The organism is Aquimarina rhabdastrellae, assembly GCA_947387485.1.
In the GTDB taxonomy this organism is placed as follows: Bacteria; Bacteroidota; Bacteroidia; order Flavobacteriales; family Flavobacteriaceae; genus Aquimarina.
The window spans coordinates 519,701-536,807 of record CANDNT010000001.1 but is presented as its reverse complement, the minus strand read 5'-3'; the positions used below and the strand labels follow the sequence as shown (position 1 = coordinate 536,807).

13 protein-coding genes are annotated in these 17,107 nt (G+C 31.2%); 3 read left to right on the top strand and 10 right to left on the bottom strand.

All coding sequences use genetic code 11. The features are described 5' to 3' along the window. The first annotated feature begins 19 nt into the window (after positions 1-19). Positions 20-3,133 (top strand): efflux RND transporter permease subunit, encoded by a 3,114-nt coding sequence (locus ACYEKI_RS02405; RefSeq protein ID WP_459209558.1) that lies wholly within the window; start codon positions 20-22, stop codon positions 3,131-3,133. Positions 3,134-3,303: 170 nt separating this feature from the next. Here ACYEKI_RS02405 and ACYEKI_RS02400 read toward each other — a convergent pair whose 3' ends face one another. Further along, positions 3,304-4,539: an ABC transporter permease gene (locus tag ACYEKI_RS02400; protein ID WP_459209557.1), complete on the bottom strand. Its 1,236-nt coding sequence runs from the start codon at positions 4,537-4,539 to the stop codon at positions 3,304-3,306. Between the two features lie 149 nt (positions 4,540-4,688). Here ACYEKI_RS02400 and hisS point away from each other — a divergent pair, with 149 nt between their 5' ends. Then, a complete protein-coding gene (gene hisS / locus ACYEKI_RS02395) occupies positions 4,689-6,059 on the top strand; it encodes a histidine--tRNA ligase (RefSeq protein ID WP_459209556.1) in 1,371 nt (456 codons plus the stop codon). 57 nt (positions 6,060-6,116) lie between these two features. Here the strand turns inward: hisS and ACYEKI_RS02390 are convergent, their stop codons facing one another. The 8 genes from ACYEKI_RS02390 to ACYEKI_RS02355 all read right to left on the bottom strand — a co-directional run bounded on the left by ACYEKI_RS02390 (position 6,117) and on the right by ACYEKI_RS02355 (position 13,770). Then, positions 6,117-7,325, bottom strand: coding sequence for an RNA methylase (locus tag ACYEKI_RS02390; RefSeq protein WP_459209555.1), 1,209 nt, complete (start codon positions 7,323-7,325; stop codon positions 6,117-6,119). A gap of 124 nt (positions 7,326-7,449) precedes the next feature. Beyond that, positions 7,450-8,076, bottom strand: coding sequence for a WbqC family protein (locus ACYEKI_RS02385; protein ID WP_459209554.1), 627 nt, complete (start codon positions 8,074-8,076; stop codon positions 7,450-7,452). A 32-nt stretch (positions 8,077-8,108) separates the two neighbouring features. After that, positions 8,109-9,671 carry a signal peptidase I gene (lepB, locus tag ACYEKI_RS02380; protein WP_459209553.1) on the bottom strand — a complete coding sequence of 521 codons (1,563 nt, stop codon included), beginning with the start codon at positions 9,669-9,671 and terminating at the stop codon, positions 8,109-8,111. 58 nt (positions 9,672-9,729) lie between these two features. Continuing rightward, positions 9,730-10,428, bottom strand: coding sequence for a 4-hydroxy-tetrahydrodipicolinate reductase (dapB, locus tag ACYEKI_RS02375; protein ID WP_459209552.1), 699 nt, complete (start codon positions 10,426-10,428; stop codon positions 9,730-9,732). 26 nt (positions 10,429-10,454) lie between these two features. Next, on the bottom strand, positions 10,455-11,048 hold the full coding sequence (locus ACYEKI_RS02370; RefSeq protein WP_459209551.1) for a DUF5683 domain-containing protein: 594 nt from the start codon (positions 11,046-11,048) through the stop codon (positions 10,455-10,457). Further along, entirely contained in the window at positions 11,038-11,943 is a 906-nt protein-coding gene (locus ACYEKI_RS02365) for a ParB/RepB/Spo0J family partition protein (protein ID WP_459209550.1), read from the bottom strand. The genes ACYEKI_RS02370 and ACYEKI_RS02365 overlap by 11 nt, the downstream gene beginning before the upstream one ends. A 14-nt stretch (positions 11,944-11,957) precedes the next feature. Continuing rightward, the gene (locus ACYEKI_RS02360) at positions 11,958-12,722 is read right to left on the bottom strand and encodes a ParA family protein (protein ID WP_459209549.1); all 765 of its coding nucleotides are present in this window, start codon (positions 12,720-12,722) and stop codon (positions 11,958-11,960) included. Positions 12,723-12,888: 166 nt separating this feature from the next. Beyond that, a complete protein-coding gene (locus tag ACYEKI_RS02355) occupies positions 12,889-13,770 on the bottom strand; it encodes an SDR family oxidoreductase (protein WP_459209548.1) in 882 nt (293 codons plus the stop codon). Between the two features lie 368 nt (positions 13,771-14,138). Here ACYEKI_RS02355 and ACYEKI_RS02350 point away from each other — a divergent pair, with 368 nt between their 5' ends. Beyond that, a complete protein-coding gene (locus tag ACYEKI_RS02350; RefSeq protein WP_459209547.1) occupies positions 14,139-15,704 on the top strand; it encodes a hypothetical protein in 1,566 nt (521 codons plus the stop codon). 78 nt (positions 15,705-15,782) lie between these two features. Here ACYEKI_RS02350 and ACYEKI_RS02345 read toward each other — a convergent pair whose 3' ends face one another. Then, positions 15,783-17,036: an NAD(P)/FAD-dependent oxidoreductase gene (locus tag ACYEKI_RS02345; RefSeq protein ID WP_459209546.1), complete on the bottom strand. Its 1,254-nt coding sequence runs from the start codon at positions 17,034-17,036 to the stop codon at positions 15,783-15,785. Between the last annotated feature and the right edge of the window lie 71 nt (positions 17,037-17,107).

The following is a 17,107-nucleotide window of genomic DNA, read 5'->3' as shown; positions in this document are numbered from 1 at the left end:
ATACAAAACCAGTTGATTTATGAATTTAGCAAAGTTTTCTATAGAAAAAAATAGAATCACTATCATGGTCTTGGTTACAATAGTACTATTAGGTATTGTGATGTATTCTGGACTTTCAAGAGATAGTATGCCTCCTTTCACGATTCGTGTAGCAAGTATAGTTACCGAGTTTCCTGGAGCAAGTCCTAATAGGGTTGAACTATTAGTAACGGATAAAATTGAAAAAGTAGCACAAGAATTACCCGAATTAAAGAAAATAACAAGTAATTCAAGAACAGGATTATCTGTAGTATCCGTAACACTTAAAGATGAGGTACCCAAAGCAAAAATGCAAGCAGTATGGGATAGATTGCGTAGAAAATTAGACGGAATAAGAGGGTTACCTTCTAATGTTAGACCTAGATTGAATGATGATGGAATAGGTGATGTATATGGAATTGTAGTAGGATTAACATCAGATGGATATTCATATGCAGAAATGAAAGAGTTTGCAGATGATATTAAAGATGATCTTATTAAATTACCTAATGCCGCAAAAGTAGTTCTAGGAGGAGTACAGGATGAACGTGTTTTTGTTGAGTTTGATAATACTCGATTAAAAGAATATGGACTGTCGGCATCAAAGCTACAACAAACAATTGCAGCGACTAATATCTTAAATTCTGGAGGGGAAATTAATGTAGGAGATGAACGCATTATTCTAGAACCAACAGGGAATTTTAATACAGTTGATGATATTAGAAGAATGTTAATTCCTGTAGGAACTAGTGGTACACAGCTTATAGAATTAGGTGATATTACGACTATACGTAAAGCTTATATAGATCCACCTAATCAAAAGGTAAGAGTAAATGGTAAAGACGCAATTTCATTACATATAAATCTTAAAGAAAATGCAAATGTAATAGCATTAGGAGAAGAAGTAAATGTTATTGTAAACCAATGGAAAAAGAAATTACCTGTAGGTTTAGAGCTAACAAGAGTATCTTCTTTAGATGATTTTATAAATCATGAGGTAAATAACTTTGTGAGTAATCTTATACAATCTATAGTTATAGTACTGTTGGTAATGCTTGTATTTCTAGGAATGCGTACAGGTTTTGTCATCGCTAGTTTGATTCCTATAGTAATCATAATGACACTTATGATTATGGGAGTGATTAATATGGGATTAAATCAGGTAACATTGGCGGCATTAATTATGGCGTTAGGATTACTGGTCGATAATGCTATTGTGGTAGCAGAAACAATAATTGTAAAACTTGAGCAAGGTATAGAAAAGAAAACTGCAGCTATAGAGGCTTTTGCAGAATTATGGATGCCTCTGTTGATTTCAACATTAACAACATCTGCAGCATTTTTAGCGTTTTATTTATCACCTACTGTAATGGGAGAAATTGTAGGGCCAATATTCGTGGTAATTACAATAGCACTACTGTCATCATGGATTATAGCTCTAACTGTAATTACCTTATTCTGTTATTTATTTTTAAAAGTAACTCCCAAAGCAGAACGAAAGCCTTCTCTTATAGATAGAATTATTGGGACATTAAAGAAAGGGTATAAAAATTTAATATTAGGAGCATTAGCACATAAGTGGAGTGTCATAGGAGGAATTACATTTTTATTTGCAGTTTCTATATATTGTTTCAGATATATTGAGTTTGTATTCTTTCCAGATAGTGCTCGTAACATGATTACAGTAGATATCAATTTACCTGAAGGAACTAAGATAGAAAGAACGACAGCAATTGTTAAAGAAATTGAACAATATATGGCAGATTCACTTCAAGTTGATGCTGTAGCATCAGGAGGAATTGTAGATTGGTCATCATATATAGGACAAGGGCCAGAATCTTATGATTTAGGTTATTCTCAGGATGAGGCAAATTCTAGTTATGCACATATATTAGTTAATACATCTTCTTTTGTTATGAATAATCAAATGATTAACAAATTGGATAAATTTAGTTTTAATAATTTTCCTAACGCAGATATAAAAGTAAGTTCACTTAGTAGTGGTGGTGGAGGAACACCTATCGAAATAAAAGTATCAGGAGAAGATCCCGATGTGTTATCCGAAATTGCAGGAACAATAAAAACTAAGCTAGCACAGGTACAAGGTACCAAGAATATCAAAGACGATTGGGGACCTAAGAGTAAAAAGTTTTTAGTAAAGATTGATCAAAATAGAGCACAGTTAGCAGGTGTTAGTAATCAAGATATAGCGACATCTCTTCAAACTGTACTAGATGGATTTCAAACAGGAGAATATCGAGAAGACGATAAATCAATTCCTATATTAATGCGTAGTGATGCTGTACAGCAACAATCATTAGCCTCATTAGAGTCTTTAAACATTTATGCTCAAAATTCTGGAAAAAGTGTTCCATTATTACAGGTAGCAACTATAATTCCAGAATGGCAATACGCAAAAATAAAACGACTGGATATAGATAGAACTATTAACGTTTCTAGTGAGTTGAGAGATGGAGGAAATGCTTCATTGATAATGAATGAAGTGACACCGTGGCTAGAGGAGCAAGTAAGAGATTGGCCAGATGGATATTATTATACTTTAGGAGGAGATGCAGAACAAACCAAAGACAGTATGGGATCAGTAATAGCAAAATTACCACTTTCTGGATTTATAATATTATTGCTATTGATTATTCAATTTAATTCTTTTAGAAAAATGGCTATGGTAACACTTACTATACCGTTGGCGTTAATAGGTGTTATTATTGGATTATTAGTATTTAGAGAACCTTTTGGGTTTATGCCATTTTTAGGAGTAATTTCTTTGGCGGGTATTGTTATTAATAATGCAATTGTACTAATTGACAGGATAGAGATAGAGCAGGAAACATTAAAACGTAATGTTCAAGATGCAGTCATAGCAGCATGTTTACAGCGATTTAGACCTATTTTATTAGCCACATTTACTACAATTTTAGGATTGATTCCGTTGTATTTAAGTGGAGGAGAAATGTGGGAAGGAATGTCTGTAAGTATTATGATAGGATTATTATTTGGAACAATGATAACCTTACTTTTTATACCATCTCTTTACAGTATCTTATTTAAGGTTAATTATAAAGATTATGTTTTTAATGAAGATATCTTAGAATAACCTTTAAGTTACTATTAGATCAATATGTAACATGTTTTATTCAATAGTGATTTATAATATAAAGTAGAGTTAGTTTTTTATTTATATATACCCACGAAAAAGGCTAGTGTTATTTGTTAGTACACTAGCCTTTATTTTTTATATAATGTTTTAGGATAAATAGATATTATCTATTCATATCTAAGAGATTCGATAGGATCTTGTTTAGAAGCTTTTAATGCTGGATAGCTACCAGCAATAATAGCAACGATGATAGTGATTACAGTAGCCCAAATAATGGCTTCCCAAGGCATTGTAAACACAAAATTAGCAGCAGCACCTACAATACTTCCAAAAAGTATACCTAAGGCAATTCCTACTACACCACCAATTTGCCCGATAATTAAAGTCTCCATAAAGAACTGAAAAGCGATAGTATTACGCTTTGCACCTAATGATTTACGAATACCTATCTCTCGTGTCCTTTCGGTTACAGAAACGAGCATGATATTCATTAAAGCTATTGAAGAACCAAAAATGGTAATGATACTAATGATCCATGCTGCAAAATATAAGTACTGTGTAATATTAGCAATACGATTTAATAAATCATCACTGCGTTCCATCCCAAAATTATTCTTCTCTACAGGGCTTAATCCTCGTATGTTTCTAAAAGTAATGATAGCTTCATCTTGAGCACCTTCAAGATAGGCTTTATCGGCAACCTTAACGCTAATATTATAATTGATATTCGCCAGTGTGTATATAGAACGAGCTACTTGTAATGGAATCATGACTCTAAGATCTTGATTGTTTCCAAAAGTAGATCCTTTGCTTTTTAAAACTCCGATAACCTTAAACTTAACACCACGTATGCTGATTGTTTTATTAATAGGATTGACGTTTTTTAAAATTCCGTTAGCTAGATCAGAACCTATAATACAAACATGATTATTATTTTTAACATCAAAAAAGGTGAAATTACGTCCGTTTTCAACTTCGATACCCGAGTTATCAAGGTAATTTTCATTGATACCTAAAACTCTAACTTCGGGATCTGTTTTTTCACTTTCATATTTAATTTCTGCAGTTCGAGTTCCTGTAAAAGCGATAGATGTTTGAGCTGTAGGGAATTGAAAACGTTCATTAAATTCTTTTGCGTTGCGATAACTAATCTTAGGGTTAATTTTTTCTCGTTGCCCTCTTTGTACTGTTCTAAATTGATAACGCTGTAGCGAAAAAGTATTTGCTCCCATAGAAGCAAAATCTCCAGAAATAGTACTCTCTAAACCTCCTACAGCAGTTAAAATACCTACTAAAGCAGCAATACCAATGGCAATAATAAAAACAGTAAGAGAAGTACGTAAAACTTGACCCTTTATAGAATCAAATGCAATACGAACATTTTCGCGAAAGAGAGAAAACATAATAGCTCAGATTAATAATTTATGTATAAGACTCAAAAATGATATAAAAGTTACTTAAAAAAATAAATTTTTATGTGTGCTTATAAAAGTAAAGAGAATCCATAAGAATTTTAGCTCTTTTTTCGATATTTGCAGTCTTAATTAAAGATATGGCACAGAAACCGAAAATCCCTCAAGGAACACGAGATTTTTCACCAGTAGAGGTGGCAAAGCGCTCGTATATTATGAATACCATTAAAGAACAATTTCAATTGTTTGGTTTTCATCCTATAGAGACACCAAGTTTTGAAAATAGCGATACTTTATTAGGAAAATATGGAGAAGAAGGAGACCGATTGATTTTCAAAATCCTAAATAGTGGAGATAAAGTTAAAAAAGCAGATTTATCAGCTTTGGCAGAAGGAAACTTGGCAAAATTTTCTAATTCATTATCAGAGAAAGCACTAAAGTATGATCTAACCGTACCATTTGCTAGATATGTAGTGCAACATCAAAACGAATTAGAGTTTCCATTTAAAAGATATCAAATTCAACCTGTATGGAGAGCAGATAGACCTCAAAAAGGACGTTTTAGAGAGTTTTATCAATGTGATGCAGATGTAGTAGGAAGTAATTCTTTATGGCAAGAAGTAGAATTTGTTCAGTTATATGATGCAGTTTTTACACAACTAAAATTAGAAGGTGTAACCATAAAAATGAACAATCGTAAAATCTTATCAGGTATAGCAGAAGTTATTGGGGCTAGTGATAAGCTTATCGATTTTACAGTAGCGCTAGACAAGTTGGATAAAATAGGAGAGGATGGAGTAAAGAAAGAAATGCTTAATAAAGGAATCTCTGAAGAAGCTATAGCTAAAGTGCAGCCGTTATTTAATTTTGATGGAGATGCTTCAACAAAGATTGAACAGTTAAAAACATTGTTAGCTAGTTCTGAAGAAGGACTAAAAGGCGTAGAAGAATTGCAATTTATTTTAAATGCAGTTTCAGAAATGCCATTACAAACTGCTACTTTAGATCTTGATGTAACGCTGGCTCGTGGACTTAATTACTATACTGGAGCTATTTTTGAAGTAGGAGCACCAGAAGGAGTGAAAATGGGGTCTATAGGTGGAGGAGGACGTTATGATGATCTTACTGGAGTTTTTGGATTAAAGAATATGAGCGGAATTGGAATTTCGTTTGGTTTAGATAGAATTTATCTAGTTATAGAAGAACTAGAATTATTTCCAGAAACAGTAGCCCCTAATACAAAAGCTTTGTTTATCAATTTTGGAGATGAAGAAGCTATGTATTGTATGAAAGCGGTAAGAGCATTACGTACTAATGGTATAACTGCTGAATTGTATCCTAGTTCGGCAAAAATGAAGAAACAAATGGGGCACGCTAATAAGCGTAATATTCCATTTGTTATTTTGGCAGGAACTTCAGAAATAGAGAAAAACTCGTTTACAGTAAAGAATATGACAGAAGGAACTCAAGAAGAAATGAGTTATAAAGAATTAGAGAAATTATTAAGCTAGACATAGCGTATAGCATTAAAATCAAAAGCCATCTATATTAGATGGCTTTTCTTATTATTAAATTACTGTAATTGTTTCTGTTCGTAAAAGATCATCTATTAAACCAAAAATCTCTGATAATTCATAGGTATTTGATAAACTACTAAGTAATTCTTCATAAGGAATTTGTTCTCCAGTATTTAATTTTGAAATTAACTTAATCAACTGTGGAACATTTTTATAATTAAAGCTATGTCCTCTCATAAATAAAGTAATAATGTTAATAGTACTTTGCATATAGAATATAGGAAATGTAGATTTCCCTTTAATTGTAAAAGGAGGAGAAGGAAAGCTTATTTTGGTATTAAGAACAGAAGGGTTAATAAGACCAGCATTACTTTTTAAAGAATAAATGTGATGTTGTAAAGCAAGATTTATTTTATGTTGAAATTGATTTGAGTCAATATACGAACTCCACGAAGATGATGATGCTTCTAAGGGTATTGTCTCTACATAAGAAGAAGAGGTTTTTAATGACATTTCAACTACTTTTTGAGCAAGTAGATTATCTAATTTATCTTTTGAAGGCTTCACATAATCCATAACAAAGCTAATAGAGAATTCAGAAGAATTAGCTATATGAAAAACTTGATGAGGAATAAACATAGCATCTCCTGGTGCCAATTCATAACAGGTTGCAGTAGGAAGCATACCTTCTACATCATGAAAAACTTGAGTATTATGTTTAATCTTATTATAATTGGGATCATCCCATGTATAAAATTGTTTAACTTCAGGTCCTAGATGAAATAAAAAACCTTCTTCACCAGAAGCTTCTTTATGTATACCAAAAGGAGTAAAACCATAATTACCGATAAAACATAGAAAGGATAGTCCTCCTAAAGGTAAACCTGCTTTTTGTAATAGTGGTTGTACAATGTTAGCAGCTTTTTCCGAAAAAGAATTATCGTAAGTTTCTAAAGCATTTAATACCATGCCAAATTTTTCATCTTTAAATAATTGTTGAGACCAATCTTCTAGAGAACAATCCTTAGAAGGAGGTGAGTCGATAATTCTTGAAATAGCGTCATTTCGTAAAGTTTTATCTATAAAAATTTTTAAACCTAAGTGATGTTCTTTGCTTTTGATGAATGAAAGAATGACATCTTTAAGTAAAGATTTAATTGTAGTAATGTCTTGTTCACTAAGTAACTGAACTATATTGGTGGGTTTTGTGAGTTGAGAAGAATTTGAATATGAAGTATTCCAAATTGATTTGTAAGTCATGCTTCCGTAATTTTGAAATAATCATAAAAGTAGATGATATTTAGAGAATATAAACAAGTAGTATTACGTGTTTGTCATGGAAGCAATAAATAAAAAAGCGAATCAATTAAGATTCGCTTTTTCATTATAATGTTATCGATTGCTTTTCTAGATAAGGAAGAGCATTAGTCCCTTCATTAAATAAGAGGTCTAGTATACACAGATCAGTTAAAAAACCGTGTTTAGTATCAAACACCTGAGTATATTTTTCTAATTCAAACGTAAGATGTTTGGCATTAACAATAGGTCTTAAATCAGTATGTGGTGATGCTATTTCAATAGCATATTCTTGTGTTTTGGTATACGATACTTCAAGTTGTAAGCAATCAAGAATAACCTGCATACACTCGTAATTAAAATCTAATAAAAATTCCTTCTTCTTTTCAAAAAGAGGTCTTAATTCATCTTCATAATACTCAAAAAAAGGAGACGTACGATAAGCTGTTTCTAACGATTTCCAATGGAGCTTTTGCCATTGAAAATCATTCTCTATACGAACATCTTTATATTTTTGACGAGAACCTTTCCCTTTATGTCTAATAGGAATATTAAGTAATAATTTACCATTAGCACCATAAACATACATACGATTTCTATAGGTTTGTTTTTGGTAATTATCTTCATTCTCAAAAATGATTTCATCTGCATTAGTCATAGCTACATATTGAGCTATAGAACCAAAATAAGTAGGGTGTAATACAATAGATTTCAAAGTACTTAAATTTATAGTGAAAAAAAGCAGTATTAAGCTGCTTTTTTACGTTTACGATATTGACTGTATCCAATCCAAATGGCTAAAGCTGCCAAGAAAAAATATAGATAAGATTTAGGTTCACCACTACCACTAACTGTAGTAAATAAACGTTCCCAACGAATTTTATTAAATCCGCTTGCACTAGGATCAAGACTCATCCAGATAAATACAGGTTTACCTACAACATGATTAAATGGAGTAAAACCAAAAGCTCTAGCATCAAGAGAATCATGTCTATTATCTCCCATCATCCAATAGTAATCTTGTTTGAAAGTATAACTAGTGATAGGTTCACCATTTAATAAAACTTGATTACCGTTTGTTGTAATTTTATTAGCAATTCCTATTTCAGAACCTTCATAAACTTCAATTAATCGTTTGTATAAAGGAATATTTTCTATGGTAATAGGTGTAGAAGTTCCTGCTTTAGGTATGTATAAAGGACCAAAATTATCTACATTCCAGTCGTAATTTTTATGCTGAGGGAAAGAACCATCTGTAACCCCTTTAGCAGCAATACGACGTGTGATTTTGGCTACATTAGGATGTTTCTTGAACTTTTCTAAAGCTTCATCAGAGATGGAAAGGAATACATAAGTATTTTCTCCAGTTCTATAAATCTTTTCACTGATTTTGTAACGCTCTTTTAAGAATCTAGGATTAAAACCTTGACCTTTTGAAACTACATCATATGAGAATTGAAGTTTAGCACGATCTGGTAGATCGTTTTTCTTTCCATTAATATGTACATAACCGTCAACAACTGATAACGTATCTCCAGGTAATCCAACACAACGCTTTACATAGTTTGATTTTTTATCGATAGGTTTATAATAATTCTTATCAGTTTGTACATAAAACTTAGATACAGTATCTGTAGGCCAACTAAATACTACAATATCATTTCTTTTGATATCCTGAAACCCAGGTAATCTAAAATATGGATATTGAGGACGACTTAAATAAGATTTAGTTTTTATTACAGGTATAGTATCATGTACCATAGGAAATGATACTGCTGTCATAGGAGTACGAGCTCCATAATGAAATTTACTTACAAAAAGATAATCTCCTACTAATAAAGTACGTTCAAGAGATGGAGTAGGAATGGTGTAAGGTTGCATAAAATAAGTATGCACAATTGTTGCTGCAACTACTGCAAAAACAATAGAACTAACCCATTCTCCAGTACTAGTTTTAGGTTTTAAATCACGATCTTGAATATAAGTAACATCTTGTGTATAATTGATATAATAAATATAAAACCCTAGAGTAAGTATAACTAAGAAAGTATCTGTTGTAGAGTTCTTTCCAAAACTTCTAATAGTTTCTACCCAAAAAACAGGAAACATAATTACATTAATAACTGGAATAAACAATAAAATTGTCCACCACCATGGTCGATTAATGATTTTTGTAAGGATAACAGCATTATATACAGGAACTGCAGCTTCCCAAGCTTTTCTACCTGCTTTTACATATAATTTCCAAGTTCCTAAGCAATGAATTACTTGTATTACAAGGAAAAATATTAACCATTCTGTAAGTGTCATTCGATATATTTTTTATAATAAGTATCTTATTTCTATAAACCGTTACAATTAAAATATGTTACAGGCCTAATACATCCTTCATAGAGAAAACTCCTTTTTTATCTTGAATCCATTCTGCAGCTACAACAGCTCCTAATGCAAAACCATTACGGTTATGAGCTGTATGAGTTATATCGATACGATCAACTTCTGAGGCATAAGTTACAGTATGTGTTCCAGGTACATTTTCAATACGTTTGGCTACGATAGGAATAGCATTTGCTGTATCGTTATCCAAAGCCCATGCGTCGTGATTACTGTTTTCAATAATTCCTTCGGCCAAGGTAATAGCAGTACCACTAGGAGCATCTAATTTTTGTGTATGATGTATTTCCTCCATAGCAACATCATAGTTATCTAATGGATTCATCATGGCAGCCAATTTTTTATTAAGTTCAAAAAATAAATTGACACCTAGACTAAAATTAGAAGCATAAATAAAACTTCCATCTTTTTCTTTACACAATGCAACCATCTCATCGTAGTGATCTAACCAACCTGTAGTACCTGATATAACAGGAACTCCAGCATTAAAACAACGTGTTAAATTAGCTACAGCAGCAGAAGGAATACTAAAATCAATTGCAACATCAGCTTCAGAAACATCATAGTCTTTTTGATCTCTATCAATTTTAAGTACGATTGAATGCCCTCGTTCAAGAGCAATTTTTTCTATGGTTTTACCCATTTTTCCGTAGCCTAATAATGCAATTTTCATTTTTTAAAGTCTAAGAGGTAATAAGATTAAAAGTTAAAGTTAAGCGTTAATCCATAATTAGGTTTGTAATCAAACTGATCAAATTGGATTTGCGGTTTTAGAGATAAATCTTTACTAATATTGTATTGTTGTAAATGTGCAGCAACGTTTGCATCAACAATATTAAGTACATAAAGACCAACTGTAACTAATACAGATAGTTCTTGATCTCTTTTATAACGCCTTTGTAAAGATATTAATCCTTCTTCGGTAACCAATTCGGTTCCATCTGAAGCAATAAAACGATCGTCTCTAAAACCAGCAAGACGACGTTTATAAATATCTCTTATTTCGTTATAATTATTAGTGTTTTCGATATAGAAATAAGCACCAGCACCCAGAGCACCATAAACAAGAGGTATTTTCCAATACTGTTTATTGTATGCTTGACCAAGCCCAGGCAATACAGCAGAATAAAAAGCTGCTTTGGATGGAGCTAAAGGGTTATAAGGTCTTATTTTTTTATTGCTTTTTACAGCAACATCTTCGGTAGTAATTTTTAAATCCTCATTTTCTTGTGCAGAAAGTGTGATCGAAAAAAATACAGCGATAAATAGGATGTAATACGATTTAATTTTCACTACTAATTAATTTCTTTAAACGTTTAAAGTCTTCTTCAGAAGCAAAAGGAATAATTAATTTTCCGCTTCCTCGACTAGAAACCTTTACATCAATTTTTGCACCAAAGTATTCTGCAAAATCCTTTAATCCATCTTTTATATATTCTGGAGTACCAGATTTTTTACCAATAGGTGTTTTTATTTTTTCGTCACTATTTAACGCTCTAACAAGGTTTTCTGTATCTCTTACTGATAAACCATTACTCAATACCTTTTCATATATTTCAAGTTGTACTTGAGTATCATCAATATTGATAAGAGCTCTACCGTGCCCCATAGAAATAAAACCATCTCGCATTCCAGTCTGGATAATAGGATCAAGTTTTAATAAACGAAGGTAATTGGCAATAGTAGAACGTTTTTTACCTACACGATCACTTAATTGTTCTTGTGTAAGTTGAATTTCGTCAATTAAACGTTGATAAGATAAAGCAACCTCAATAGGATCTAAATCTTGACGTTGAATATTCTCGACAAGAGCCATAGTTAATGACTCATTATCGTTTGCTATTCTTATATAAGCAGGAACTGTTTTAAGTCCAAGTAATTTTGAAGCTCTATAACGGCGCTCTCCACTTACTAATTGATATTTATTAAAATCTAATTTACGTACAGTAATAGGTTGTATAACTCCTAATTCTTTGATAGAAGTTGCTAATTGCTGTAACGCTTCTTCATTAAAGCTGGTACGAGGCTGAAAGGGGTTAACTTCAATACTATCAAGTTCTAATTCGATAATATTCCCTACAACTTTATCTGCATTTTTATCATCGGCAGATTTAATATCATTTTCCGGATCCTTTAATAATGCAGATAATCCTCTTCCTAGTGCTTGCTTTTTAACTGCTTTCGCCATATGATTATTTCGTACTAACTATTTTTTGTTATAATTTCTTGTGCCAAACTTAAGTAATTACTAGCACCTTTACTAGCAGCATCATAATTAATAATACTTTCTCCATAACTAGGTGCTTCACTCAAACGAATATTACGTTGAATAATCGTTTTAAATACCATCTCGTTAAAGTGCTTTTGTACTTCTTCAACAACTTGGTTAGAAAGGCGTAAACGAGAATCATACATTGTAAGTAATAAACCTTCAATATCTAATTCTTTATTATGCACTTTTTGAACACCTTTGATAGTATTTAAAAGTTTACCTAAACCTTCTAATGCAAAATACTCACATTGAATAGGAATGGCAACAGAATTTGCTGCGGTTAAAGCATTAAGTGTTAATAACCCTAAAGAAGGAGCACAGTCAATAAGTATATAATCATACGTATCGATAACTTCTTCTAGAGCTGTTTTTAACATATACTCTCTATTTTCTTTATCTACCAATTCGATTTCAATGGCAACCAAGTCTATATGTGCAGGTATAATATCTACATTAGGAGATGTTGTTTCCAAAATAGCCTCTGAAGGCTTAACGGTATGCTCCAATATTTGGTAAGTACCTTTTTCTACACTTTCTACGTCAATCCCTAATCCAGATGTTGCGTTTGCCTGGGGGTCGGCATCGATAATTAGAACTTTTTTCTCTAGTACTCCTAGAGATGCTGCTAAATTAACTGAAGTGGTTGTTTTTCCAACACCACCTTTTTGATTGGCGATTGCTATAATTTTACCCATAGAGGAAGATTTGGATTTAAGAGGTAAAAATACAATTAATTATACATTATAAAAATGAAAAGTATTAACAGTTTGTTATAAAAAAGAGACTATAGTTGTTTTTATAGTCTCTTTTAGCGGGTTAACAGTGTATTTTTATTAAAAAAACTTATTCATATTTGAATAATTATTTTCCTTTTTTCGCTCGAATCATCATTTCTAGCATATCCCACATTTCTTCAGGAATTTGATCTAGAAGATTAAATTGACCAGCACCTTTTAACCATTCCCCACCATCTATAGTGATAACTTCACCATTAACATAAGCCGAGAAATCTGATACTAAGTAAGCTGCCATATTTGCTAATTCTTGATGATCTCCTACACGTTTTAAAGGTACTTTTTTTGCTAAATCGAATTTTTCTTTTAATTCTCCAGGTAATAAACGATCCCATGCACCTTTTGTAGGGAATGGACCAGGAGCTATAGCGTTAAAACGCATTCCGTATTTTGCCCATTCTACAGCAAGAGAACGAGTCATTGCCAAAACACCTGCTTTTGCAGTAGCACTAGGTACTACATATGCAGAACCTGTCCATGCATAAGTAGTAACAATGTTTAATACACTAGTATTTGTTTGCTTAGTATCGATCCAATGTTTTCCAAAAGCTAAGGTACAATTCTTAGTTCCTTTTAATACAATATCTATAATAGTGTCAAAAGCATTTGCAGATAAACGTTCTGTAGGAGAGATAAAGTTTCCTGCAGCATTATTTAATAATACATCAATTTTACCTAAAGCTTCAAGAGCTTTGTCTCTCATGGCTTCAACTTGGTCATAATGTCTTACATCGCATTGTAACGGAATACATGTTCCTCCTGTTTCTTCTTCAAGTTCTTTAGCAGTTTTTTCAAGTTTTTCTAGATTACGAGAAGTAATGGCAACTTTTGCGCCTAGTTCCAAAAAATATCGTGTCATAGATTTTCCTAGACCACTACCACCACCGGTAACAACAATATTTTTTCCTTCAAGAGCTCCATCACGAAGCATTTTATCTGTATAACTCATGATTTTTCTGTTTTGTATAGGCTAAATTTACAATAATCTTTTAAAATATTATGCTTGCATAGTATTTTAAATTAATGAATCGAGATCATTTAATATAATAGCTAGTGGTATAAAGTAGAAAATGATATCTTTGACACTTTAAAAAATCATCATAAAAAAAAACATTAAGATCAAACACTTACCTGAAAATCTCTTCTGAAACTATATTAAGGAATATAGCTACTATATAGTATTTCAATTTTAAATATATATAGTATAAAAACTATAAAAACAATTCTTAATCTGTAATTAAAGAACTAAAACATCAATACGGTTTGATACAGAAGGAGAAAACTTAACTATTAAAATAATTAATTAAACCATATAATATGAATCAATCATTACATAAATTATTAATGACTGTACTATTGGTATGTTCAATATCAATAATTGCGCAAGAGAAAGAAGTAGAATTTTCAAAAAGTTTTGAAATTCAAGTTGGAGAAGGATATGATAAAACAGCAAGGAATTTTAAAAATGTTTTTGAATATGAGGGTAAAATTGTTGTTTTCAATAGAAAAGATGATGATTTAATATTGAATAAATATAATTCAGAAACATTGAAAATTGAAGAAAGCGTCATTGAGAAAAAATTTTTTGATAAACGAATTGATAGAATTAAGCAGTTGGGCGATAAAATAGTTTTATTTTATAATAAATGGGATAAAAAGAATAAAATTGAAAGTTTAGAGATTCAGATGATCTCTTTAGAAACTTTGAGTATAGAAGAATCAAAAGTGATTATAAAAAATGAAGGAAAAATAAGAAGAGATAGATATGCTTATGAAATTACTGAGGATGAATCAAAATTTTTAATTTTCTACGGAATAAAAAATAAAGATAAGAAAGATAAAAGAAATTTAAAAAGAATACATGTTTTTGATAAAGAATTAACCGTTTTAAGAGAACAAGATGTAGTAATGCCTTTTTCATATAGGGATCAGTTTGAACAAGATATTATGATTGATGCAAATAATAATTTCTACGCAATAGTATCAATTAGAAATAATGGAGAACATAAAAAAGAAATCTCTTTTTATCATAAAATATTGATTCTAAAAGAAGGAAGTGAAGAAGTGAAAATTTATGAAATAGATAGTAAAGAAGAATATATAGCTAACTTGAATTTTTATGAAGATGAAGCTTCTAATATCTATGTTTTAGGATCATTAAAAGATAAGAACAAGGTAATAGAAGATGAAGCGATAGGTACTACAGCAATAGGAATTGTTAAATTAAATGAAAATGGTATTGAAGATTTTAAAAGTTTCAAACTTTCTTCTGACGTTTTTGATAAGAATAAAACTTGGATAGATAGTAAAAATAGAAAAAAGTACAATAGAAAAAATACATTAGGTTTTTTGAATCTTGGATTAAGCAAAATAGTTATAGATGCTGATGGAGATTTAGTTATTTTAGGTGAAGAAGTTTATTCTACAAATAGTTCAGTAAATGGTTCAGTGCATTTTTTTTATAAAGATATTTTTGCTGCTAAAATTAATAAAGATAATGGTGTGATTTGGATGAAACGATTACCTAAAAGACAATCTGGAGCCAATAGAGGAGAAGGAGGAATGTCATTTTCTTATCTATCGTATCAAGATAAACATTATTTATTGTTTTTAGATAATGTTAAAAATATGAACTTAATAGATGGGCAAGTTCCTCATTTGCATTTGGATAGATCGGGAGGTTATTTAACTGCGTATATTATAGATGATAAAACAGGAAACGTAGAAAAAGAATCCATTTTTAATACACGTAAATTTAAAGGAACTCAAATAGAAAAAATAAGAACTAGTGATATTGTTAGATTATCCGATTCAGAGATGGTAATAGAAGGATATGATGGTGAAGGTAAAGATTTTTTAGTGAAAGTATCCGTTAAAAAATAAAAGAAATAGATATATTGAAAAAAAGCTTAATCCACTAGATTAAGCTTTTTTTTGTTATATATAAATTATAGTATTCTTTTAAGAATCAGCAGGGTCCATCGTTTTTTCCATGGCAACTAATTGTGCTACGTTACGAATAAGGCGATTATGTTTTTTAACAAAAGGATTGGTGTTATCCCAAACGTAACCTGCAAGAACAGCACAAATTTGTTTTTTGATTTCTACGTTTTCTTTATCGTGAAAGATTATTTCTTGTAAGTTGCCATTATACCATTCTTTTACATAAGAAGTAAAAACATCAACACCTTTCTTAATATAATCAACAAAATCAACTTGCCAATCTACATCTTCACCTTGCGCTTGTTTTAAAGCTAATTTTGCAGCTAAGATTCCAGATTCTGTGGCAAAAGAAACACCAGAAGAAAAGATAGGATCTAAGAACTCAGCACTGTTTCCAGTAAGAACGAAACCATCACCATATAATTTAGTTACATTTTTAGCAATGTTTTCAACTTTATAAGGTTCAAATAATAAAGGTAAATCTTTAAATTGATCGTAATAATGTGTAGCTTTTTTTAGCATTTCTTCAAAGATTGCTGTAGTAGAACCTTCAAAAGAATTAATCCATTCCATAGGACCTACAAAACCTACACTTGTATTTCCGTTTGAGAAAGGAATGTACCAAAACCAAACTTCTGGAGCTAGTACTTCAAAAGTAATTAAAGTACCTTCACTACCTTCAGGTCTTCGTACATCTTTAATTTGAGTGAATATAGAACCATGTTCTGCTAATTGAGAAGGAGCTTCTAATCCAAGTTTACTAGCTACTACACGGCCATAACCACTAGAATCAATAACAAATTTAGCTTCGATTTCTTTTAATTCTCCTTGAGCGTTTTTTACAGTAGTAATAGAATCTGTACCGTTAAATTGTATATCGATAACTTCAGTTTCAAAATCAACTTGAACACCTTGCTTTTGAGCTTCAGTAATCAAGACATTATCAAAATGATCTCTAGGTACTTGCCATGTCCAATCCCATCCTTCACCATGTTTTTTACCAAAGTCAAAAACACCTTTGTCTTTTTCACCTCTAATGAATCGAGCACCACTTTTTACTTGATAATCTTGAAGTTTTAAAGCTTCTAATAGCCCCGCTTCTTCAAAGTTATCCATACATCTAGGAATTAAACTTTCTCCTATTTGATATCTAGGAAATTTTGATTTTTCTACAACCTTAACGTTGATACCGTTTTTATTTAAGTATGCAGAGCTTACACTACCAGATGGACCCGCTCCGATAACAAGTATATCAACAATTTCTTTTTTCATAATTTTAAAAGATAAGGTAAATACGTTACATTTGTCCGTAAAAATAATCACTAAAGTTTAATATTTTAAGA